16 protein-coding genes are annotated in these 24,399 nt (G+C 66.7%); all 16 read left to right on the top strand.

Going from position 1 to position 24,399, the window contains the following annotated elements; all coding sequences use genetic code 11:
• Positions 1–59: 59 nt before the first annotated feature.
• The gene (locus tag ACFW6D_RS20810; RefSeq protein ID WP_379330445.1) at positions 60–605 is read left to right on the top strand and encodes a hypothetical protein; all 546 of its coding nucleotides are present in this window, start codon (positions 60–62) and stop codon (positions 603–605) included.
• A gap of 78 nt (positions 606–683) precedes the next feature.
• Complete coding sequence (locus ACFW6D_RS20805; RefSeq protein WP_379330443.1) at positions 684–1,340, top strand: hypothetical protein; 657 nt, start codon at positions 684–686, stop codon at positions 1,338–1,340.
• Positions 1,341–1,443: 103 nt separating this feature from the next.
• Positions 1,444–2,682: a UDP-galactopyranose mutase gene (glf, locus tag ACFW6D_RS20800; RefSeq protein ID WP_379330441.1), complete on the top strand. Its 1,239-nt coding sequence runs from the start codon at positions 1,444–1,446 to the stop codon at positions 2,680–2,682.
• Complete coding sequence (locus ACFW6D_RS20795; RefSeq protein ID WP_379330439.1) at positions 2,679–4,604, top strand: glycosyltransferase; 1,926 nt, start codon at positions 2,679–2,681, stop codon at positions 4,602–4,604. The genes glf and ACFW6D_RS20795 overlap by 4 nt, the downstream gene beginning before the upstream one ends.
• 26 nt (positions 4,605–4,630) lie before the next feature.
• On the top strand, positions 4,631–5,224 hold the full coding sequence (locus tag ACFW6D_RS20790) for a phosphatase PAP2 family protein (RefSeq protein WP_379330538.1): 594 nt from the start codon (positions 4,631–4,633) through the stop codon (positions 5,222–5,224).
• Between the two features lie 65 nt (positions 5,225–5,289).
• Positions 5,290–6,222, top strand: a complete 933-nt coding sequence (locus tag ACFW6D_RS20785; RefSeq protein WP_379236379.1) for a decaprenyl-phosphate phosphoribosyltransferase — start codon at positions 5,290–5,292, stop codon at positions 6,220–6,222.
• Between the two features lie 4 nt (positions 6,223–6,226).
• Positions 6,227–8,122: a flagellar motor control protein ZomB gene (gene zomB, locus ACFW6D_RS20780; RefSeq protein WP_379330536.1), complete on the top strand. Its 1,896-nt coding sequence runs from the start codon at positions 6,227–6,229 to the stop codon at positions 8,120–8,122.
• 221 nt (positions 8,123–8,343) lie between these two features.
• A complete protein-coding gene (locus ACFW6D_RS20775) occupies positions 8,344–9,414 on the top strand; it encodes an alpha/beta hydrolase (RefSeq protein WP_379330437.1) in 1,071 nt (356 codons plus the stop codon).
• Between the two features lie 427 nt (positions 9,415–9,841).
• Positions 9,842–10,903, top strand: coding sequence for an alpha/beta hydrolase (locus ACFW6D_RS20770; protein WP_379330435.1), 1,062 nt, complete (start codon positions 9,842–9,844; stop codon positions 10,901–10,903).
• Between the two features lie 302 nt (positions 10,904–11,205).
• Positions 11,206–12,210, top strand: a complete 1,005-nt coding sequence (locus tag ACFW6D_RS20765) for an alpha/beta hydrolase (protein ID WP_379236373.1) — start codon at positions 11,206–11,208, stop codon at positions 12,208–12,210.
• A 162-nt stretch (positions 12,211–12,372) separates the two neighbouring features.
• On the top strand, positions 12,373–14,193 hold the full coding sequence (locus ACFW6D_RS20760) for an alpha/beta hydrolase-fold protein (RefSeq protein WP_379330534.1): 1,821 nt from the start codon (positions 12,373–12,375) through the stop codon (positions 14,191–14,193).
• A 110-nt stretch (positions 14,194–14,303) separates the two neighbouring features.
• Entirely contained in the window at positions 14,304–14,801 is a 498-nt protein-coding gene (locus ACFW6D_RS20755; RefSeq protein WP_379330433.1) for a DUF732 domain-containing protein, read from the top strand.
• Positions 14,795–15,787, top strand: coding sequence for a cutinase family protein (locus ACFW6D_RS20750; protein ID WP_379330532.1), 993 nt, complete (start codon positions 14,795–14,797; stop codon positions 15,785–15,787). Before ACFW6D_RS20755 ends, ACFW6D_RS20750 begins: the two co-directional genes overlap by 7 nt.
• Before the next feature lie 141 nt (positions 15,788–15,928).
• Positions 15,929–16,948 (top strand): LLM class F420-dependent oxidoreductase, encoded by a 1,020-nt coding sequence (locus ACFW6D_RS20745; protein WP_379330431.1) that lies wholly within the window; start codon positions 15,929–15,931, stop codon positions 16,946–16,948.
• 183 nt (positions 16,949–17,131) lie between these two features.
• Positions 17,132–19,042 carry a long-chain-fatty-acid--AMP ligase FadD32 gene (gene fadD32 / locus ACFW6D_RS20740; protein WP_379330429.1) on the top strand — a complete coding sequence of 637 codons (1,911 nt, stop codon included), beginning with the start codon at positions 17,132–17,134 and terminating at the stop codon, positions 19,040–19,042.
• A 94-nt stretch (positions 19,043–19,136) separates the two neighbouring features.
• The gene (gene pks13, locus ACFW6D_RS20735) at positions 19,137–24,398 is read left to right on the top strand and encodes a polyketide synthase Pks13 (RefSeq protein WP_379330427.1); all 5,262 of its coding nucleotides are present in this window, start codon (positions 19,137–19,139) and stop codon (positions 24,396–24,398) included.
• The last annotated feature ends 1 nt before the right edge of the window (position 24,399 follow it).

Raw genomic sequence — 24,399 nt, 5'->3', positions numbered from 1 at the left:
GCTCGACGCGCTTGGGCTCGAACTCGGTACGGCGCGGTCGATAACGCTACGGTCGGGGGATGGTCGTGCTGGAGACGAAGTCGAAGAGCGGTGAGGTGGCGGCGATCGTCGTCGTATGCCTCGCGGGGGTCGCCGCGCTGGCGAATCTGGTGGGTGCTGTGGTTCTGGTGCGGTCGTTCCTGAGCGATCCGGGCGAACTCGACGACTCGCTGGCGTTGTTCGCCACGCTCGGCGCGTTGGTGTCGGTGGTCGCGTTCGTCTACGGCGGCGTGCTCTTGGCGCGCCGGGACGAGACCGGGCGATGGGTGATCGTCGTCGCCGCAGCCGCGCAGCTCGCCCTCGGTCTACTCGGCCTGCTCGCCACCCTCGTGAACTACGACTCCGGATACGGGATCCACTGGTTCGCCGACGAATCCGTCGCCCGTTCGATTCTGATCGGCCTCGGTGGGGTACCCGGTGCGGTGACGGCGATGGTGAATCACAGTTGGGCAGCGGCACTTTCGAGCGCGCTGCTCGGTGGACTCGTGCTGTTGCCCGCTGCCCTGCCGTGGACCGCCGCCTACACCCTCGCTCGCCCGGAAGATGTTGTCGGACCGAACGTATAGTTTCAGCAGGTCAGCATCGCCGCGGGGCCGGGACACCAGACAGCGGCCACAGGTACAGCTCGCCAAGAGGGGGACACGATGGGGTATCCGTACGGCCCACAGCAGGGCCAAGATCCGTACGCGGGCCAGGGTTACGCACAACCCGGCTACGGGCCCGACCCGTACGGTGCCCAGCCGGGCTACGCTCAGCCCTACGGCGCGCCCGCCCACAATGGTTATGGCGCACCGGCTTACGGCGCCGCACCGTACCCCGGCTACGGCCAGCCTCGGGCCGGCGGCGGAACCGCGATCACCGCCGCGGTGATCTCGCTGATTCTGTCAGTGCTCGGACTGGGCGGCATAGGCCTTGCCGCGGCGATCCTGTTCAGCGAGAACACCGGAAGCGCCACCCCGGACGAGGTTCGATCCGCGGCGACCCTCAGCCTGCTGGTCGGGTCCGCGGCCTGCCTGCTGTGGCTGCTCGGCGCGATCCTGCTGTTCCGGCGCAAGACCTCCGGGCGGGTGATCCTGATCATCCTGTCCGGGATCGGCGTGGTGTTCAGCGTGCTCTCGACCGCGATCCCCCTGCTGAGTGGCAACGGCGCCGCGGGAGACGAAGCGACGATGGTGCTGATCGGCGGTGCCGTGGGCGGCGCGATCCCCCTGCTGATCTTCCTGCTCGTAGTCGCCCCGTCCACGGGCCGCTGGATCAGAGCGGGTCGGCCGGGCGGCTACCCGCAATACCCGCAGTACTGACAGTCGGCGCCACCTTCCGACCGGCAGGAAGATATGGCCTGGTCAGGGGGTGATCGGTGACTCCACCGGGACAATTTGCGGTCTTCCGATACGCTGGGCACCCGTGACCGCCGCATCGCCTGAGGGTAACTCCGTCAACGCAGATTCCAATGCACCGGCAAACCAGTACGACCTGATCGTGGTCGGCTCCGGTTTCTTCGGGCTGACCGTCGCCGAGCGTGCGGCGAACGTGCTGGGCAAGCGGGTGCTGGTGCTCGACCGCCGCTACCACCTGGGTGGTAATGCCTACTCGGAGCCCGAACCGCAGACCGGTATCGAGATCCACAAGTACGGTGCGCACCTGTTCCACACGTCGAACAAGAAGGTCTGGGATTACGTCACCCAGTTCACCGAGTTCACCGGGTATCAGCACCGGGTGTTCGCCATGCACAAGGGCCAGGCCTACCAGTTCCCGATGGGGCTGGGTCTGATCTCGCAGTTCTTCGGTCGCTACTTCACCCCGGAAGAGGCCAAGGCGCTCATCGCCGAGCAGGCCGCCGAGGTCGAGACCGGTGACGCGCAGAACCTCGAGGAGAAGGCGATCTCACTGATCGGCCGTCCCCTCTACGAGGCGTTCGTGCGCGACTACACCGCCAAGCAGTGGCAGACCGACCCGCGCGAGCTGCCCGCGGGCAACATCACCCGCCTGCCGGTGCGCTACAACTTCGACAACCGCTACTTCAACGACACCTTCGAGGGCCTCCCCAAGGAGGGCTACACGAAGTGGCTGGAGAACATGGCCGCCTCCGACCTCATCGAGGTGCGGGTGAACACCGACTGGTTCGACGTGCGTGACGAGATCGTCGCCGCCAACCCGGACGCACCCGTGGTCTACACCGGCCCGCTGGACCACTACTTCGACTACGCCGAAGGCGAATTGGGCTGGCGCACCATCGATTTCGAGACCGAGGTGCTGGAACAGGGTGACTACCAGGGCACCAGCGTCATGAACTACAACGACGCCGACGTCCCGTTCACCCGCATCATCGAGCCGCGCCACTTCCACCCCGAGCGCGACTACCCGACCGACAAAACGGTCATCATGCGCGAATTCTCCCGCTCGGCGCAGACCGGCGACGAGCCGTACTACCCGATCAACACCCCCGACGACCGCGCCAAGCTCCTCGCATACCGCGAGCGCGCCAAGAAGGAAACCGCCACCAAGAAGGTGCTGTTCGGCGGCCGACTGGGCACCTACCAGTACCTGGACATGCACATGGCGATCGGTTCGGCACTGACCATGTTCGAAAATGTCCTGCGCCCGCACCTGGAATCCGGCGCGCCGCTGGTGGACGAGGCATGACCAAGGCGATGCTCGAAGACGTGCAGACCGAAACCCGCGCCATCTCGCTGCTGCAGCGCGTCATCCTGCCGCGACCGGGCGAGCCCTTGGACGTGCGCACCCTCTACCTGGAGGAATCCACCACCAACGCCCGTCGCGCACACGCCACCAGCCGCACCGCGCTGTCGATCGGCGCGGAGTCGGAGGTGTCGTTCTGCACCTATTTCAACGCGCTGCCCGCCAGCTACTGGCGTCGCTGGAGCGTGCTGAAGTCGGTCGTGCTGCGACTGGAACTGGCCGGGCACGGCCGCGCCGACGTCTACCGCTCCAAGGCCGACGGTTCGCGAATCCACGTGCAGGGCAAGGAATTCGCCGTCGCACAGGGCGCGGACTCGGTGGTCGTGGAGTTCGAAACCGATCTGGGCCCGTTCGAAGACGGCGGCTGGATCTGGTTCGACATCACCACCGACACCGCCGTCACACTGCTCGCCGGTGGGTACTACGCGCCGCAGGAAGCGCCGGGCAACGGGACCATCGCGGTCGGCATGCCGACGTTCAACCGCCCCACCGACGCGGTGAAAACCCTTGGTGCACTTGGCTCCGACCCGCTCGTGCTGGAGAAGATCGCCGCGGTGATCATCCCCGATCAGGGCACCCGCAAGGTGGTCGACGAGCCCGGATTCGCCGAAGCCGCAAGCGTTCTCGGTGATCGCCTCGCCATCCACGACCAGCCCAACCTCGGTGGTTCCGGCGGTTACAGCCGGGTCATGTACGAGGCGCTGAAGACGACCGATGCCGAATTCATCGCCTACATGGACGACGACATCGAGATCGAGCCGGACTCGATCCTGCGCGCCCTTGCCTTCTCGCGCTTCGCGAAGTCGCCGGTGCTGACCGGTGGGCAGATGCTCAACCTGCAGGAACGTTCACACCTGCACGTGATGGGCGAGGTCGTGGACCGCGGCGTCTTCATGTGGAGTGCCCCGGCCAACGTCGATTACGACCACGATTTCTCGAAGTACCCGCTCAAGGATCGCGACAACTCCAAGCTGCTGCACCGGCGTATCGACGTTGATTTCAACGGTTGGTGGACCTGTCTGATCCCGCGTCAGGTCGCCGAAGAGATAGGTCAGCCGCTGCCGCTGTTCCTCAAGTGGGACGACGTCGAATACGGTCTGCGCGCCCGCGAAGCCGGCTACCCGACGGTGACGCTGCCGGGCGCGGCCGTGTGGCACATGGCCTGGTCCGACAAGGACGACGCCATCGACTGGCAGGCCTACTTCCACCTGCGCAACCGCCTGGTCGTCGCCTCGATGTATCTGCCCGGCGACGGCAAGCCGATGATCGTCAACACGGTCAAGGCAACACTGAAACACCTTCTCTGCCTGGAATATTCGACGGTCGCCATTCAGAACGAGGCGATCCGCGACTTCCTGGCCGGTCCCGAGGGTCTGCACGACATGCTCCCCACCGCGCTCGGCAAGATCCACGCCATGCGCAAGGAGTTCCCGGACGCGGTCGTCGTGCCGTCGTCCACCGAACTACCCCTGGCCAACCGCCACGGCGTCGGCGCGGTCGGCGAACCGGGCAACCCCATCGCGAAGGTCGCCCGCCTGGCCAAGGGCGTGGTGCACAACTTCCGCAAGGCCGACCCGGCCACCTACGAGACCCCGCAGCTCAACGTGCCAACGCTGGACGCGCGCTGGTATCTGCTCTCGCAGGTCGACGGTGTCACCGTGACCACCGCCGACGGGCGCGGCGTCGTCTACCGCAAGCGCAACCCGCGCCAGGCCCGCGACCTGCTCAAGGAAGCCCTGCGCCTGCGCAAGGAACTGACCGCCCGCTTCCCGGAAATGCAGCAGCGCTACCGGGCCGCGCACGCCGAGCTCACCAGCACGGCGGCGTGGGAGAAGACCTTCGGCCTGAACGGAACGACGAAGTGACCGACACCGAACTCCCCGAAGTGGAAATGGCCGACGAAGGTTGCTGCGGTGGCGGCTGCTGCGGCGACTACGAAGAGGTCCCGGTCGAGGTCGCGATCCTCAACGCCGTGCAGGGCACCATCGGCACCAGCCCTGCCGTGATCTCCGCCGCGCGCGGCATGTCGCACTTCGGCGAGCACGCGCTCGGCTGGGTCGGCATCGCCGCGGCGGGCTGGGTGGTCGACAAGCCGCGCCGCCGTCAGTGGGCCGGGGTCGCGGTGGGCGCGGTCGGCGCGCACGCCGCGTCGATCGTGATCAAGCGCATCGTCCGGCGCCCGCGGCCCAATGATCCGTCGGTGCAGGTCAACGTGTCGACGCCGAGCAAACTGAGCTTCCCGTCCTCGCACGCCACGTCCACGACGGCGGCGGCGGTGTTGCTTGGACGGCTCACCGGGCTACCCTTGCCAGCGGTGATCGTCCCACCGATGCTGCTGTCCCGGGTTGTGCTCGGGGTGCATTACCCTTCCGACGTGATCGCCGGTTCCGCTTTGGGGGCCGCGTCGGCTGCTGCCGTGCTAGCTGCCGAAAAGAGACTCCGCCCTGGCGGCGAGCTCAAAGCCCGGAGGCGGAAGCTTGCGTAACCACGCAGGGCTTGTGAGCGCCAGAATGGAACACAGTGACCGCAACTGAAAGAACTTTGGCCCAGATGAGCGAAGAACCGTCCGCCGCCGTCCTCGACGAGGGTGCTGTGAAGGGCCCGCCGAAGACTCTGCTCGGTGGTGTCATCAAGGCCATGCGCCCACGTCAGTGGGTCAAGAACGTCCTGGTGCTCGCCGCGCCGCTCGCCGTCGGACCGGAAGCGGTCGGCGACGCGGGCATCCTGCTGCACGTCGCGATCGCCTTCATCGTGTTCTGCATGGCGGCCTCCGGCATTTACCTGGTCAACGACTCGCTCGACGTCGACGCCGACCGGGCGCACCCCACCAAGCGCTTCCGGCCGATCGCGGCGGGCGTGGTTCCTGTCAAGCTGGCTTACGCGCTGGCAGCGGTGCTGCTGGTCGGTTCGATCGCCGGTTCGTTCCTGGCGTCCTGGCACCTGGCCGTGGTGATGGCGATCTACATCGGCATCCAGCTCGCCTACTGCCTCGGCCTCAAGCACCAGGCCGTGCTCGATATCTGCATCGTGTCCTCGGGCTTCCTGCTGCGCGCCGTCGCCGGTGGCGCGGCCGCGGGCATCGCGCTGTCGCAGTGGTTCCTGCTGATCATGGCGTTCGGCTCGCTGTTCATGGCCGCGGGCAAGCGCTACGCCGAACTGGCGATCGCGCTCGACACCGGCGCCAAGATCCGCAAGTCGCTCGAGTACTACACCCCGACCTACCTGCGCTTCATCTGGACGCTCGCCGCCACCGCGGTCGTGGTGTTCTACGGCCTCTGGGCATTCCAGCAGGACTCGGCTCGAGACACCCAGTGGTACTCGATCTCGATGATCCCGTTTACCATCGCAATCCTGCGTTACGCGGTCGACGTCGATGGTGGCGAGGCCGGAGAACCCGAAGAGATCGCGTTGGGGGACCGCATCCTGCAGTTCCTCGCTATTGCCTGGATCGGAGCGGTAGGTGTCGCTGTCTATCTCACCTGACGAGATGTTGGTAGCGGAGCAGGATTCAACCGAATACGAACCTCTACGCGACGACGAGTCGGCGCGCAGAGACCTGCGTAAATCGGTGCTGTCCCGCGCCATCTTCGTCGGTGGGGTGGTCGTCACCGCCGTGCTGTTCACGGTGGGCGCCTGGAATCGGCGCTGGATCGCCGACGACGGCCTGATCGTGTTGCGCACGATCCGCAACCTGCTCGCGGGCAACGGCCCGGTCTTCAATGTCGACGAGCGGGTCGAGGCCAACACCAGCACCGCGTGGACCTACCTGGTCTGGTTCTTCTCCTGGCTCACCCAGGCCCGCCTCGAGTACGTGGTGCTCGGGGTGTCGCTGGTGGTTTCGGTGCTCGCGGTGGTGTTCGCGATGCTCGGCACCGCGCGGCTGTGGGGTGGAACCAGTGGTCAGCTGCTGATTCCGGCCGGTGTGCTCGTCTACATCGCGCTGCCGCCCGCGCGTGATTACGCGACCTCCGGGCTGGAGAGCGGCCTGGTGATCTGCTGGGTCGGGCTGCTGTGGTTGCTGATGATCCGGTGGAGTCAGGCCGCGGTCGTGCGTGTGCCCTCGCTGTTGGGGCTCGTTTTCCTGGCCGGGCTCGCGCCGCTGGTTCGTCCCGAGGCCACGCTGATCGGCGTGCTCGCGCTCGGGATGATCTTCCTGGCGCCGATGCCGCAGTTCCGGTTCGGGCCGATCGTGCTGCGCGCGCTGATCGTGTTCGTGGCCGGGGTCGTGCCGGTGGGGTACCAGATCTGGCGGATGGGCTACTACGGCCTGCCGTATCCGAACACCGCGGTCGCCAAGGACGCGGGCGGCGCCAAGTGGAGTCAGGGCGCCACCTACCTGTGGGACCTGGTCGGCCCGTACTACCTGTGGATCCCGCTGCTCGTGCTGCTGATCGCCGGGGTGATCGCGGGTCTTTCCCGTGGCTTCGCCCTGCCGAAGTTCTCGGTGACCGGGATTCGCCAGTGGCTGCGGTCGCCGAGCGCGGTGATGGTGATGGTGCTGGGGTCGGGCCTGCTGCTGACCGTGTACGCGGTGCGCGTCGGCGGCGACTTCATGCACGGGCGGATGCTTCTCACCCAGCTGTTCCTGCTGCTGCTGCCGGTGGCTGTGGTTCCGATTCCGCTGCATTTCCGCAAGTCGGACTGGTCGGTCGTGGCCCTGTTGGTCGCGCTGCTCGGTTCGGCGGGCTGGTCGCTGTACGCGTCCAACACGACCGCGATCACGACCGGCACCAAGATCCGCCCCTCCGGCATCGTCGACGAGCGCATCTACTACGTGCTCAACACCGGCAAGGACCACCCGATCCGGGCCGAGGACTACCTCGACTACCCGCGCATGCGGGCCATGGTCAACGACATCGCCGCCAACCCCAAGGGCGGCCTACTGCTGAACTCGCCCGCGTTCACGTTCTGGTACCTCGACCCGCCACCGGAGCCGATCCCCGCCGAGGGGTCCGGCCACACGGTCTACTTCCTGAACCTGGGCATGACCAGCATGAACGTGCCGCTGAGCGTCCGCGTGATCGACCCGATGGGTCTGGCCTACCCGCTGGCCGCCCACTCCGACCGCCTCGCCGACGGCCGCATCGGCCACGACAAGAGCCTGCTGCCGGACTGGGTCGTCGCCGACTCGGGCATGGTCGACATCCACCCGTGGATGCCCTGGTACATGGACGAGCAATGGGTCACCCAGGCGCGCACGGCGATGTCGTGCCCGGAAACCCAGGCCTTGATGGTCTCGGTGCGTGAACCGCTCACCCTCGACCGGTTCAAGCACAACTTCCGCAATGCGCTGGCGTTCTCGAAGTACCGGATCGACCGGATCCCCAAGTACGAGATCCAGCGCTGCGGATTGGTCGATCCATTCCCCGAACCCCCGCGCTGAGCGGCCTGATCAGCCGGGTGAACCTATGAGGTACCCCGGTTGGCCAGGTCTTATTCTGTGGTGTTCGCCGCTAAATCACTTTTCGGTAACGCCAAGCTATGGATGTAGCGATATGGTCACTGGAGGAACGGCCCGTCGGCGCACTGGTGTGCCGGTATCTAGTCGGCGGTCATTGCAACCGCGGTTCCGCGCGAACCGCACGAGGAAAGGCCCATAACAGAATGCGTGGCGGACGTCTCAGAGCCCGGGGAGCCGGCTGGCTCAAACGATCGGTGCTTCTCTCCCTGGCTGTAGTGCTGCCGATCGGTGCGGCGGTGACCGGTCCCGTCGGTACCGCGAACGCGGCTTTCGATCCCACAGGTTTCGACTTCTGGGTCGACTCGGAGATGGGCCCGATCAAGTCGCGGATCTTCCGCGCGGCCGATGGCAACACCAATCGGGTTGTTTACGCGCTCGACGGTATGCGTGCGGGCGACGACCTCAGCGGCTGGGAAAAAGACACCAATGTCGCCCGCGCCCTGATGGACGCCAATATCAACGTCGTGATGCCGGTCGGCGGCCAGTCCAGCTTCTACGCGGACTGGAACGCACCGAGCAGCTACTTCGGTCTCGACGCCGGTTCGGGTGGTAGCTCCACCGGTTCGGCCGCGACCGGTTCGGCGATGACCGGTTCGTCGGTCGCGCCCACCCAGGTGGCAGGCAAGAAGAACACCTACAAGTGGGAAACCTTCCTCACCAGCCACCTGCGCAACGCGCTGTCGGCTCGACTGGGCTTCAACCCCAACAACAACGGCGTGTTCGGCCTGTCGATGGGTGGCTCCGCCGCCCTGACGCTGGCCGCCTACCACCCCGACCAGTTCAGCTTCGCGGGCTCGTTCTCCGGCTACCTGAACATCTCGGCGCCCGGTATGCGTGAAGCCATGCGCGTGGCGATGATCTCGGCCGGTGCGTTCAACATCGACGCGATGGCGCCGCCGTGGGGCCAGCAGTGGTTCCACATGGACCCGTTCGTGTTCGCTCCGCGCCTGGTCGCCAACGGCACCCGCATCTGGGTCTCCGCGGCCAGCGGTATCCCCGGCGCGGGCGATGTGTCCAACCCGATGGAGATCGTCCAGGGCGTGCCGCTGGAACTGCTCGCGATGGTGAACAGCCGCGCGTTCCAGGTCCGCATGGCCACCCTCGGCGGCGGCAACGCCCACTTCGACTTCCCGATCACCGGCGTGCACAACTGGCGCAACTGGGAAACCGAAGTCAACCGCATGATCCCGGACCTGTCCGCGAACATCGGTTAGTCACACCGCTAGACCCCCAGAACCCGCCCGGTGCTCTCGTCAGCACCGGGCGGCTTCGTGTTCTGGGAGGGTTCGGACCCCAATTAGACCCAGTTCAAACACCTGGGCCAGGTCCGCCTGGGTGTTCTCGGCGCGCCTCCGCCTCTGGACTGACCGGAGGGTGCGACGAAGGAGTGCCCGGAGGGAGGGAAGAGGCGGAGTTAAGCGCCGAGAACCGCGGCGCCAGCCGCAAATTAGGCTGAGAGTTGTGCTTCGGGTCACTTTCCAGCAACATGTAGACCATTCGTCACCGATTTATACACAGTGAGCATGCGTCGAGGTTGAATCGTCCGTTTTGCCCTGGATTGGTTCCGCGCGACGTCCGATGAGGGATCCGACTGCGTAGCTCGGGATTTGCGCGTTCGGTCTGCGAGAAAGGTCTAGTCGAATGCGAACACTGCGCCGCAAGCGTGGGCCCGTGAAGACCGCAGCCCCTGGTTCGTGGGCTCGGCGCTGGGCCGCGGGCGTATCCATGGCTCTACTCGTTCCGATCGCGACGGCCGTCTCCGGCGGTGTCGCTCCCGCCTCGGCCGGTTTCAACGGCGCCGCCTTCGACTTCTGGGTCGACTCCGGAATGGGCCCGATCAAGTCGCGCGTGCTGCGCGCGGCCGACGGCAACACCAACCGGGTCGTCTACGTTCTCGACGGCATGCGCGCACCGGAACACCTCAACGGCTGGGAGATCGAAACCGATATCCCCAATGCGCTCGCCGCGGCCAATATCAACGTGGTGATGCCGGTCGGCGGCATGTCCAGCTTCTACGCCGACTGGAACGCACCGAGCGAATTCTTCGGCATTCCCGGCCAGGGCGCACCCGCCTCCGGTTCCGGCGCGGCCAACGCTCTCTCGGGCGGACCGGGCAAGAGCTACCGCTACCAGTGGGAATCGTTCCTCACCGGCGACCTGCGCAACGCGCTGTCGGCACGCCTCGGCTTCAACCCGCACCGCAACGGCGTCTTCGGACTGTCGATGGGCGGCTCTGCCGCGCTCACGCTGGCCGCCTACCACCCGGACCAGTTCTCCTTCGCCGGTGCGTATTCGGGCTACCTGAACATCTCGGCCCCCGGCATGCGCGAGGCCATTCGCCTCGCGATGCTCGACGCGGGCGGTTACAACGTGGACTCCATGGCACCGCCGTGGGGCCCACAGTGGCTGCGGATGGACCCGTTCGTGTTCGCCCCCAACTTGGTAGGCAACAACACCCGGCTGTGGGTAGCGGCGGGCTCAGGCCTGCCGACGAACACCGACGGACCGAGCATGGCCACCGTGAACGGCATGGCACTGGAAGCATTGGCGCTGGCCAACACTCGTTCATTCGAAGTTCGGATGGCGACACTCGGTGCCCGTAACGTCCACTACTCTTTCCCGGCCTTCGGCATCCACGCCTGGAATACCTGGAATGACGAAGCGCTGCGGATGATCCCGGATTTGTCCGCCAACATCGGTTAGTCGATCCAGACATAACGCCCGGCGCATTAGTGCGTCGGGCGTTTATTTTCCCCTGGCAACGACCCTGAACCGGAGGTTCGCGGGGCTGGGTCCGAGCACATCCGACACGCCGTGCATGCGGGCATTTCACAACCGAGTTCTGTTGCCCTTGCGGTTAATTCGTGGGTCGAATATCCTCCAGCGAGCGTAAGTGTGACCAGATCGTTGTTTCCTCCGTCTGATCGACCGGGCTGTCGGGGCCGTGTCGCGGGCGGCAAGACGCGTCTGGCATGCCATAACAGCAGAAAGAGAGCGGAATTCACATGCGTTTCGGCAAGGCCGTCGCGCCGGCATCTCGTGGTTGGCGTAATCGAATTCTAGCTGTCGGCGCTGCAGCCCTCGTGCTGCCGATCGCCGCGGGAGCGGCCCCGACCGCGCTCGCCGCACCGTCGGTGTCGGCACCCGTGCTGCGCGCACCGGCCGGTGGCTACGAAGAACTCATGGTGCCCTCCAAGATGGGCCCCGTGAAGGTCCAGGTCCAGTGGGCGCGTAACGGCGGCAACGCCGCGCTCTACCTACTCGACGGCCTTCGCGCTCGTGACGACCGCAATGCCTGGTCTTTCGAGACCAACGCGATGCAGCAGTTCGCAGGCGACAACGTCACCCTGGTGATGCCCGTCGGTGGCCAGTCCAGCTGGTACGCCGACTGGACCGCCGCCAGCAACACCAACGGCCAGAAGACCACCTACAAGTGGGAGACCTTCCTGACCGAAGAGCTCCCGGCCTTCCTCGAGGGCTACGGCGTGTCCCGCAAGAACAACGCGGTGCTCGGCCTGTCGATGTCGGGCCCGGCCGCGCTGCGCCTCGCCGCGCTGAACCGCGATCAGTTCAAGCACGCGTCCTCGCTCTCGGGCCCGCTGAACTGGGGCGCCCCGGGTATGCGTGAGGCCATCCGCGTGATGATGCTCGACGCGGGCCGCTTCAACGTCGACGCCATGGCCGCTCCGTGGAGCTCGGCGTGGCTGCGGATGGACCCGATGGTGTTCGCGCCGGAGCTGCGCGGCCTGCCGATGTTCATCTCCTCGGCCAACGGTCTGCCCGCCCAGCACGACAAGCCCGCCGGTCTCGGCGGTGCCTACAACACCGCCAACGCGATGGGCATCGAGGCCATCTCGTTCGTGAGCACGCTGGCCTTCCAGCGTCGCCTCAACACCCTCGGCATCAACGCCGTGTACGACATCGGCGCTTCCGGTACCCACTCGTGGAAGTACTGGGAAGACGAGCTGTGGAAGGCACGTCCGCACATCCTGAATGCCTTGGGCGCCTAGTAGTTTCCGCTCAGCAACACCTCGAAGACCGGCTCACCCCCAGGGTGGGCCGGTCTTTTTGTTGTACGCGCCCTTCGCGTGTCGTCCCTGGTTATCCCGCGATGCTGCGGTACAACCGACGGTGATGCTGTGTCCCAATTCCGGGATGAGGAGGGTCGCGTGATGAAAAATCGTGGAGTCTCGACACCGATGCGTCGGATCCTCGGAATCGCGGTCATGGCGGCGGCCTTGCTCGGACCAGCCGTCACGGTTCCCGCGCAGGCGCAGCCAGGTGTTTCGGCCGTGCAGCGGGTGGACTGGCTCTCTGATCGGCGGGTGGCGCTGTGGGTGTACTCGGCTGCGATGAAGACCCCGATCCAGGTGCAGATGCTGCTGGCGCGGGATTGGAACAGCAACCCCGACGCGAAATTCCCGATGATGCTCATGCTCGACGGCCTGCGCGCCCAGGACGACGAGAACGGCTGGACCAAAGACGCCGACGCCGAGGGTTTCTACGCCGACAAGAACGTGAACGTGGTGCTACCGGTGGGCGGCCAGTCCAGCTGGTATTCGGACTGGCTCGCACCCGACAACGGCCTCACCTACAAGTGGGAGACGTTCCTGACCAAGGAACTCCCGCCGATTCTCGAACGTGACTGGCGAACTACGGATGTGCGTGGGGTGCAAGGACTTTCGATGGGCGGCACGGCGGCGATGAATCTCGCGGGCCGCAATCCGGGGCTGATGAAATACGTGGCCTCCTACTCGGGCCTGCTCACCACCACGACACTCGGGATGCCGCAGGCGATCACCTTCGCCAACAAGGACGCGGGCGGTTTCGACGCGAGCGCGATGTGGGGTCCCCCTGGCAGCCCCGAGTGGGAAGCCCACGATCCGTACCTGCTGGCCGACAAGCTCAAAGGCGTGAGCATGTACGTCTCCAGCGGCAGCGGGCTGGCGGGCACCCACGATCAGCTCGGTGAAGTGCCGTTGATGAGCGAGAACTGGGCGGGCACCGGGTTGGAGATCCTCTCGCGCCTTTCGACCCAGAATTTCGTCGCCAAGCTCGAGAAGCTGGCGATCCCGGTGCAGGCGAACTACCGTCCCGCGGGCACACATACGTGGCCGTACTGGGATTTCGAGATGCGGCAGTCGTGGACGCAGGCGGCCGCGGCGCTCGGCACCGATCCCGGCGGCGCCACGTGCGCGCTCGGCGGAGCGATCGCCGGTGTCGCGCAGGCGGCGAACTGGCTCGGCAACTGCGTGACCGCCGAATACCCCGCGGGCACCGGAATCGTGCAGGACTTCATGAACGGCCGGGTGTTCCATTCCGCCGCGACGGGCACGCACGCGGTGGCCGGGCGCATCGGTGGCACCTACGCCGGAATCGGTGGCGCGTCGTCGCCGCTGGGCCTGCCCAACGGTGCCGATCACGGCCTGCCCGACGGACGCGGCCGCATGCAGACCTTCGAGGGCGGCTCGATCTACTGGACCCCGCAGACCGGCGCCCAGGTGGTGCGCGGCGCGTTCCTCGACGCGTGGGCCAAGCAGGGTTTCGAGGGCGGTCCCGCCGGCTACCCGGTGGCCGCCGAAGCCCCCACGCCCAGCCGTCACGGCTCGGTGCAGGCCTTCGAACACGGTCCGATGTTCTTCAGCCCGGCCACCGGCGCGCATCAGGTGCAGGGCTTCATCCTGGACAAGTACAGCCAGCTGGGCTTCGAGAACAGCCCGCTCGGTTTCCCCGTGGCAGGCGAAGCGCCGCTGAAGGACTTCGGGCGGTTGAGCCGGTTCGAGGGCGGCAACATCTATTGGAGCCCGCTCTCGGGCGCCTGGTCGGTGCGCAACGGCGCGCTCGCCGACGCCTGGGGTGCGCAAGGGTTCGAGAACGGCAGACTCGGGTATCCGGTGAGCGACGAGTTCACCGTTCCCGGCGGAATCCAGCAGAACTTCCAGACCGGGTTCATCGTGGTGCGAGACGGCAAATCCGAAGTTCACGGGGTGTGAGCTCGGGCTGAGAACTCTCTGAGCTTCGCCGCGCGGTACCCGGCAGCGCCGATTGTCCGGCTAGCCTGGTCTGCGACCGCTTCCCTGACGAACGATCGAGGAACATCTTCATGCATCGGATCCATGGCAAGGTAGCCGGATCGGTCGCGGCCCTGGCTGCCGTGGCCCTCTTGTCCGCCTGTGGCGGCAACGACTCGACCGCGTCGCAGACGCCAACGCTGTCCTCCAGCGCCGCCGCGAAGTCGTCGACGACGCCCCCGGTCGTCATCGAGCCGCCCGCCGAGGCCCCGACGAGCACCGAGACCAGCGCGTCCGCCGAGACGCCGACGCCCATCCCGCAGACCAGCGCGGCTGCCCCCGCGACCGGCAAGGACAAGGCGTTCCTCGACGAGCTGGCCAAGAACGGCATCACCCCCGGCGACCAGACCACCGCGCTCACCACCGCGACTTACATCTGCTCGACCAAGGGCACCGGCGCCAGTGACGCCGATATCGCCACCTTCGTCGCCGCGATGGCGGGCACCGATCCGTCCTTCGACGCGTCGAAGATGGATGTCAACCAGGCAGCGCAGATCTACATCGCCGCCGCGAACTCGACCTACTGCTAGTGACGCCCCGACCGACGCGACGTTCCCGCAGGTTCTGGCCTGCGGGGTGTTTCACCGTGCTGGCGCTGCTCGTCCTGGCGATCATCGTCATCGTGCTGCTCTGGTACCTGCTCGCAGGCAGGCTGAAGGAGCCGGGGCCCACACCGCCCGGTCCGCCGCCGCCGACGTCGCAGTCGGCGGAGTGTCCCGATGTGATGCTGCTCTCGGTTCCTGGTACCTGGGAATCGGCGAGCAACGACGATCCGTACAACCCGACGGCGAACCCGATCTCGTTGATGCTCGGCGTTTCCGGGCCCTTGCGTCAGCAGTTCCCGGACAACCGGCTCGAGGTGTACACGGTCCCGTACGTGGCCCAGTTCTCGAACCCGATCGCCATTCCGCCGGACGGTCAGGCGTCCTACAACAACAGCCGCACCGAGGGCACCGCGCGGGCGACGGACGTGCTGGCCCAGCGTCACAAGGAATGCCCGTTGACGAATTTCGTGATCGCGGGCTTCTCCCAGGGTGGGGTGATCGCCGGTGACATCGCCGCCCAGATCGGCGCGGGCAACGGTCCGGTTCCGGAGGCCAATGTGCTCGGCGTGACGGTGATCGCCGACGGTCGCCGCACCGCCACCGGTCCTGGTCAACCCACCGAGATCGGTGATCCGCCACCCGCCGGGGAGGGCGCCGAGGTGGCGCTCAAGGGCGTCAATGTGCCCGGCATCAGCATGACCGGTCCGCGTCCCGGCGGTTTCGGCTCGCTGGCGCCGAAGGTGAACTCCATCTGCGTGCCCGGCGACATGATCTGTGACGCGCCGCGCGAGGCCCTCAATCCGCTCAATGTGCTCGGCAGTCTCGCCGCGCTGATCCGCTCGGCGGGCAATCCCGTACACGCTCTCTACGCCTCGAACACCGTCGACAGCAACGGCACGACGGCCACCCAGTGGACGGTCAACTGGGCCGCCGGGCTTATTGAGAACGCACCACATCCGCCGCATTCCTGACGGAGTTGTCACAGTCACAGTGGGGCCCCGATTGCCATGGTTCACGCCCCGCTGTGACATCCGCACGCCGGATTGCTCGCACGCTGTAAAGTGCGCTGGGAATTGCGCCCGAGTACACATCTCCCCAGGAGCGAAGAGTCCATGACCGAAGCTGCCGCACCCGTCGGTGAGTTGACCGCGCTGGGTACGCCGCTGCGTCCGTTCCGCTTCGGAGCGGCCGGAGAGGGCAACAAGCAGGAGGGTGGCGCGCGCAAGTTCGTTCAGACGGCGCAGGAAGCCGAAGAGATGGGTTACGACACCTTCTTCGTTCCTGACCACCTCGGCGATCAGATCGGCCCGATCGCCGCGCTGGGCGCACTCACCCAAGCCACGTCCAAGATCCGCCTCGGCACGTCGGTGCTGGCCAACGGTTTACGTCATCCGGTCGTGGTCGCCAAGGAGCTGGCCACCCTCGATGTGCTGTCCAAGGGACGGCTGGAGGTCGGGGTCGGCGCGGGCTGGATCAAGGAAGAGTTCGACAACGCGGGCATCCCGTTCGAGCGTCCCGGCATCCGGCTGGAGAAGCTCGACGAGTCGCTGACCATCCTGGACACGCTGCTGCGCGGCCAGGAGTGCAATTTCGAGGGCAAGCACTATCAGGTGCGTGGCATCAAGGGCACCCCGCGCCCGCGGCAGGGCCCGCGCCCGCCGCTGTGCACCGGCGGTGGCGGTCCGAAGATGCTGGCACTGGCGGCCAAGCACGCCGATATCGTCTCGGTCGTGCCGCAGACCACCAAGAACGGCAAGGGCCTGCTCTCGGGCATCACGCTCGAGAAGACGATCGAGAAGGTCAACATCGTCAAGGCCGCTGCCGGTGATCGCTTCGCCGACATCGAACTGAACTGGGCCATCACCGCGATCCTCATCACCGACGACCGGGAGAAGACCGCGGAGATGGCGTTGAACGCGATCAAACGCGGCCTGCACCCCGACCTCGAAGTCGACGTCGAACTGACCGTCGAGGAGATTCTGGACTCGCCGTATATCGCGATCGGCACGTTCGAGGAAATCGCCGAACAGGTCAAGCGTGTGCGACAACTCACTTCGATGTCGTATGTGGGCATCTTTCCCACCCAGATGGACGCTTTCGCGCCCGTCATTCCGCTGCTGCGGGAGGAGTGAGCGGGGGCTCTCTGTAACATGATTCTGGTTTGAAAACATCTAGCCGTTAGTGGTCACCGCGCAGACCACTCGAAAATCCGCAGGTTGTCGACGCACGTTCGTGCGAGTTCGATGGCCGGTGGCGATATAGCGAGTCGAGGCCGCAGAGCTTGTCATCGCGTGTCCTCGCAAGGAGAAGAAGGAATGGACGAGACTTTCGACGACTACCTGGACGAAACCGGGAACATCAGGATTCCCGAGGGTCGGACCCTGGTCGATCACGTCGAGGTACACACCCGTAATGACGCGAACACGCTCGCGTACCGCTACATCGACTATTCGCGGGAACGCGACGGCGAGGTGCACGAGCTGACCTGGCAGGAGTTCGGTGTACGGCTGCGCGCGGTGGCCGCTCGCCTGCAGCAGGTGACCAACCCGGGCGACCGGGTCGCGATCCTCGCGCCGCAGGGCCTGGATTACGTGATCTCCTTCTTCGCGGCGATCTACGCGGGCACCATCTCGGTGCCGCTGTTCGATCCCGACGAGCCGGGCCACACCGACCGCCTGCACGCCGTCCTCGGCGACTGCGAGCCGTCGGCGATCCTCACCGCGACCTCCTCGGCCGCCGGTGTCCGCCAGTTCTTCCGTTCGCTGCCCGCCGCGCAGCGCCCGCGCATCATCGCCGTCGACGCCATCCCGGACACCCTCGGTGACTCCTGGGTGCGCCCCGACACCGCGATCGACGACATCGCCTACCTGCAGTACACCTCGGGTTCCACCCGGGTACCCGCCGGCGTGGAGATCACCCACCGCGCCGTGGGCACCAACCTGCTGCAGATGATCAACTCGCTGAACATGAACGAGAACTCGCGCGGTGTCACCTGGCTGCCGCTGTTCCACGACATGGGCCTGCTGACGGTGATCCTGCCCGCCGTCGGCGGCAAGTTCATCACCATCATGTCGCCGAGTGCGTTCGTGCGCCGTCCCTCGCGCTGGATCAACGAGCTTGCCGCCGTTTCCGACGGTGCGGGCACCTTCGCGGCCGCGCCGAACTTCGCGTTCGAACACGCCGCCGCGCGCGGGGTGCCGAAGGCCGGTGAGTCGCTGGATCTGTCGAACGTGATCGGCCTGATCAACGGGTCGGAGCCGGTGACGGTGTCGTCGATGAAGAAGTTCAACGACGCGTTCGCGCCGTACGGGCTGCCCAAGACCGCGATCAAGCCCTGCTACGGCATGGCGGAGGCCACGCTGTTCGTCTCGGCCACGCGTGCCGAGGACGAGGCCAAGTACGTCTACGTGGATCGCCACGAGCTCAACGCGGGCCGCATGGTGCGCGTCGACCAGTCGCACGAGTCGGCCATCGCGCAGGTCTCGTGTGGGTACGTGGGGCTGTCGCAGTGGGCCACCATCATCGACCCGGAAACCGCCGACAGCGGGCAGGGTCGCGAGCTGCCCGACGGTCAGGTCGGCGAGATCTGGCTGCACGGCAACAACATGGGCATCGGTTACTGGGGTCGCCCCGCCGAGTCGACCAAGGCGTTCCGCAACAAGGTCACCGAACCGGTCGAGGGTGGGCACGCCGACGGCACCGATCCCGATGCCGACTGGATGCGTACCGGCGACTTCGGCGTGTACTTCGAAGGTGAGCTCTACATCACCGGTCGCGTCAAAGACCTGGTGATCGTCGACGGGCGCAACCACTACCCGCAGGACCTGGAGTTCTCCGCGCAGGAGGCGTCCAAGTCGCTGCGTCCCGGTTTCGTCGCGGCCTTCGCGGTGCCCGCCAACCAGCTGCCCGCCGAGGTCTTCGCGGCCGACAGCCACTCCGGCCTGAAGTTCGACGTGGACGACGCGTCCGAGCAGCTGGTGGTCGTGGCCGAACGTGGTCCCGGCGCCGGTAAGGCCGACCCAGGCCCGATCGCCGACGCGGTGCGCGCGGCGGTGTCGCAGCGCCACGGTGTGACCGCCCGTGACATCCTGCTGGTCCCCGCGGGATCCATCCCGCGTACCTCCAGCGGCAAGATCGCCCGGCGTGCCTGCAAGGCCGCCTACCTCGAGGGAACGCTGCGCGGTGGTTACACCCAGCAGGCTTTCCCCGATGCACCGGAAGAGTAATTGGCTCGACACGGACGACGCCCGGCGTGCTTTCGCATGCCGGGCGTGGAGTTCCACGGCGCGCCCTGCACACAGACAGGTAGCTTGAGGACTGATGGCTGACAACGATGGCGCCCAGAATGAAGACCGTGCGATGAACCCTTCCGGTGACAACGCGACCCCGCCGACGAGCGGTGAGCTTTCGGTGGCCGAGCTGCGCGAATGGTTGCGTCGCTGGGTTGCTGACGCGACCGGTCAGTCGGTTGACGCGATTACCGTCGACCGACCGATGGAGGAGTTCGGGCTCGCTTCGCGCGATGCGCTGGCTCTCGGTGGTGACATCGAGGACTACACCGGTGTCGCGCTCGCTCCGACGGTGATCTACCAGCACCCGACGATCGCGTCGCTGGCCGAGATCATCATCAACGGTGAGCCGGAACTGCCTGTCGAGAACGACTCGGACTACACGGCCGCGTTCGCGCCGTCCGAGGCGCACGACATCGCGGTGGTCGGCCTGTCCACACGGCTGCCGGGTGCGGGAACCACTCCCGAGTCGACCTGGGAATTCATCATGGAGCGCGGCGACGCGATCCGCGACCTGCCCGAGGGCCGTTGGTCGGAGTTCCTGAGTGACCCGGATGTGGCCGCGGCGGTCGCCGAGGGCAAGACTAGGGGCGGCTACCTCGACCAGGATGTCGTCAAGAGCTTCGACGCGGAGTTCTTCGCGACCTCGCCGATCGAGGTCGAGCGCATGGACCCGCAGCAGCGGTTGATGATGGAGCTCACCTGGGAAGCGCTCGAACACGCGCGGATTCCGGCGAGCGACCTCAAGGGCGAGTCGGTCGGCATGTTCGTCGGTTCCTCCTCCAGCGATTTCCAGATGATCGCCGCCCTCGCGGTCGGTGACCGGGACCCGAACATCCCCGCCACGGCGGAGGCGTATGCGCTGATGGGTAGCTCCAACGGCATCATCGCCAACCGGGTGTCCTATTACTTCGACTTCCGTGGTCCCTCGGTCACCGTGGATACCGCGTGCTCGTCCACGCTCGTAGCGGTGCACCAGGCTGTCCGCGCGTTGCGGGAGGGCGACGCCGACATGGCGCTCGCCGGTGGCGTGAACATGTTGCTGATGCCGATGCCGACGCTCGGTTTCGCCCCTGGCACCTCTGAGGACGGGCGCATCAAGGCGTTCTCAAAGGATGCCGACGGCATGGTCCGCTCCGAGGGCGGCGGCCTGGTCGTGCTCAAGCGGCTCGCCGACGCCGAGCGCGACGGCGACCACATCTATGGCGTGATCAAGGGCTCGGCTGTCAACAGCGACGGTCGTTCCAACGGCCTGGTCGCACCGAACCCGGATGCCCAGGCGGACGTGCTGCGTCGCGCCTACCGCGATGCCGGAATCGTCCCGTCCTCGGTCGACTACATCGAGGCTCACGGCACCGGTACCCCGGTCGGTGATCCGATCGAAGCTGAGGCGCTGGCGCGCGTGATCGGCCGCAGTCGCGATGCCGACAAGCCCGCCCTGCTCGGTTCGGTCAAGACCAACTTCGGCCACCTCGAGTCCGGCGCAGGCGTGCCCGCTCTCGCGAAGGTGCTGATGTCGTTCCAGCACAACGTGATTCCGCCGAACATCAACTACGCGGGCCCGAGCCCGTACATCCCCTTCGAGCAGGCCAACCTCAAGGTCGTCGACGAGCCCACCGAGTACCCGCGCTACAGCGGCGTCGCGACCGTCGGCATCTCCGGTTTCGGTTTCGGTGGCACCAACGCGCACGTGGTGCTGCAGGAGTACGTGCCGACCGCCCCCGTGGTCGAGGACGTGACTCCCGAGCAGGTCGCCGCCGTGGAGCTCGCCGAGGAGATCGAGGGCACGGAGACCACCGATGTGGTCGCCGAGGCCACCGCGATCACCGAGGCCGCCGCCGAGATCGTGGCGCCCACCGTCGTCGTCGAGTGGGACGGCGAGCGCGAAGAGCCGCTGCCGGTCGTCCTTGCCGTGTCCGCCTACCTGCCCTCGCGTCGCAAGCGCGCCGCCGCCGAGCTGGCCGACTGGCTCGAAGGCGCGGGCAAGGACGTGCCGCTGGCCGACGTCGCCCGTTCGCTGGCCAAGCGCAGCCACCAGCGTTCGCGCGGTGTGGTGCTGGCCAAGACGCACGAGGAGGCCGTCACCGGTCTGCGCGCCATCGCCGAGGGCAAGCCGGGCGCCGGTGTGTTCACCGCCGATTCGCCCGCGTCCAACGGTCCGGTCTGGGTGTTCTCCGGTTTCGGTTCCCAGCACCGGAAGATGGCCAAGCAGTTCTACGGCGAGAACGCGATCTTCCGCAAGACCGTCGACGAGGTCGACGAGCTGGTGCAGGACGAGGCCGGTTACTCGATCCGCGAGATGTTCCTCGACGACGAGCAGGACTACGACGTCGGCACCTGCCAGGTCGGTATCTTCACCATCCAGCTCGGCCTCGCCGCCGTGTTGCGTGCCCACGGCGCGGAACCCGCTGCGGTAGTTGGCCATTCGATGGGTGAGGTGGCCGGTTCCTACATCGCCGGTGGCCTCTCGATCGAAGATGCGGTGCGCGTGATCTGCGCCCGCTCGCGCCTGATGGGCGAGGGCGAGGCCATGCTCACCGACGACGAAGTGCGCAATATGGCACTCGTCGAACTCAGCGCCCACGATGTGGCGGAGCTGCTGCCGAAGTACCCCGACGTGGAGTGCGCGGTGTACGCCGCGCCGACCAACACCGTCATCGGCGGGCCGCGCGAGCAGGTGGAGCAGATCGTCGCCGAGGTCGAGGCGATGGGCAAGTTCGCCCGCATCCTCCCCACCCGCGGTGCCGGTCACACCTCCCAGATGGACCCGCTGCTCGGCGAACTCGCTGCCGAACTGGCGGGCATCGAGCCGACCCCGCTGAAGACCGGCCTGTACTCCACCGTGCACGAGGGCCTGTACTTCAAGCCCGGTTCCGACCCGATCCACGACGAGCCTTACTGGGTGAAGAACCTGCGTCACAGCGTGTGGTTCACCAACGCGGTGAAGGCCGCTGTCGACTCCGGGCACACCACGTTCCTGGAGCTGGCCCCCAATTCCGTTGCGCTGATGCAGGTTCTGGGCACCACCTTCGCGGCGGGCGTGCACGACGCGCAGCTCATCCCGACCTTGAAGCGCAAGGAAGACGAGTCCGCCGGTGTGATCGGCGCGCTCGCCCAGCTCTACGTGCACGGCCACGCCGTGAACCTGAGTTCGCTGCTGCCCCAAGGTGATTACGCCGATGTGCCGCGAACCGCGTTCGTGCGCAAGGAGTACTGGCCCAAGGTCTCGATGTCGTCTGGCGGTGGGAACACCCGTGTGCCCGGCGCGCACGTCGCGATGCCGGACGGCCGTCACGCCTGGGAGGTGCAGGCCTCCTCGGTGAGCGACCTGACCGAACTGGTGAAATCTGCTGCTACGCAGGTCTTTTCCGATGTCTCGGTCTCTGTTTCACATGCGCATGCCGCGCTGCCCACCTCCGGCACGCTGACCACCACGCTGACCCCGCACCTCGGTGGGGCGTCGGTGCAGGTACACGCCAAGTCGCCGGTCGGGTTCACCCTGCTGTTCGACGCGGTCGTCACCTCCGGTGCGGCACTGCCCGAACCGGTTGCCGCCGTTGCGGTTCCGGCAGCTGTCGCCGAGCCGACCGCCGCTGAGATCGCCATCGCGACCGGTGACCGGTGGAGCCCCGACAGTGGCGAGACCATCGAGCAGCGGCTGTGCGTGATCGTCGCCGAGTCCATGGGTTACGCCGTCGAGGATCTTCCGATGGAGATCCCGCTGATGGAGCTCGGGCTCGATTCGCTGATGGCCATGCGCATCAAGAACCGCGTCGAATACGAATTCGACATCCCGCAGCTGCAGATCTCGGCCGTGCGCGACGCCAGCCTCAACGAGGTGTCGAAGGTGCTGCGCTACGCGATCGAGCATCGCGACGAGGTTGCGGCGATGGCAGAGAAGCAGGCTGCTGCCAAGGCCGCTGGTGAAGATGTCGAGCTGGGTGTCGACGCCAACTTCGTCGAGGCTGCTCGGGCCGCGATTGCCGCGGGTGAGGATCCGCTGGCGGTGGCGAAGAAGTCGGAAGCCGAGCTGTCGTCGGAAGCTGTTGCCGCCGAACCTGTTTCGGAAGCTGCCGCGACGAAGGGCGCTGCCGGGGCTGGTTCGGTCGGTGCCGATAGTGCTGTTGACGTCGCGGTTTCGGAGCAGGCGCCCACCGAGTCGGCCGTCGCTGACATCGACTACTTCGCCGATGCCGCCGCAGGCGACGAGGACAACGTTCCGCCACGTGACGCGGCCGAGCGCCTGACCTATGCCACCTGGGCCGTCGTCACCGGCGCTTCACCGGGCGGCATCTTCAACACCCTCCCGATCCTGGAAGAGGCGCTCGCCGAGAAGATGGCGGCGCGCCTCACCGAGCGGGTCGGCGCTGAGGTCACCGTCGATGACGTGCTCGATTGCGAGACCATCGAGTCGCTCGCCGACATCGTCCGCAACCTGCAGGAAAGCGGCGCCGACGTGGAGGGATTCATCCGTCCGCTGCGTGCCCGCCCCGAGGGTTCCGACGCTGTCCCGCTGTTCGTGTTCCACCCGGCCGGCGGCAACACCCTGGTCTACGAGCCGCTGATGAAGCGCCTGCCCGCCGACACCCCGGTCTACGGCTTCGAGCGGGTCGAGGGTTCCATCGAGGACCGCGCCCGCGAGTACCTGCCGGAGCTGCGCAAGATTCAGGGCAACGGCCCGTACGTGCTGTACGGCTGGTCGCTGGGCGCGGTGCTGGCGCTGCAGGTGGGGCAACTGCTGCGCGAGGAAGGCGCCGACGTGCGCTACGTCGGCCTGATCGACCTCGCGATGACCGTCGAGGGTGAGGACAACAGCCCCGAGGAGCGCGTGCGTCGCCTCGAGCGGTACCAGGCCTTCGCCAAGAAGACCTACAACGTGCCAACCACGCTCGACCGGGAGCAGATCGAGGAGCTGGCCGCGGTATCCGATACCGAGCAGTTCTCGATGATCAGCGATCTGATCAAGCTGTCCGGCGCGAAGATCCCCGGTGGTGTGCTCGAACACCAGCGCACCTCGTGGCTGGAGAACCGCGCCCTGCTGGCGGTGGAGCCCCGTCAGTACGACGGCGATGTGGTGCTCTACCTGGCCGATCGCTACCACGACGGCGCGATCGAGCTCGAGCCCCGCTTCGCCGACCGCAGGCCGAACGGCGGCTGGGACGAGTATGTTCCGAACCTCGAGATCGTCCATATTCCGGGCGACCACCTGCAGATTGTCGACGAACCGCGGATCGGCCAGATCGGTGCCGACCTCGCTGCCAAACTGGCCGCGATTTCCGCCAAGGGAGAATAAG

Source organism: Nocardia sp. NPDC058705, assembly GCF_042749305.1.
In the GTDB taxonomy this organism is placed as follows: domain Bacteria; phylum Actinomycetota; class Actinomycetes; order Mycobacteriales; family Mycobacteriaceae; genus Nocardia.
Note: the sequence above shows the minus strand (reverse complement) of the source record. Positions and strands in the feature narration are given on the sequence as shown.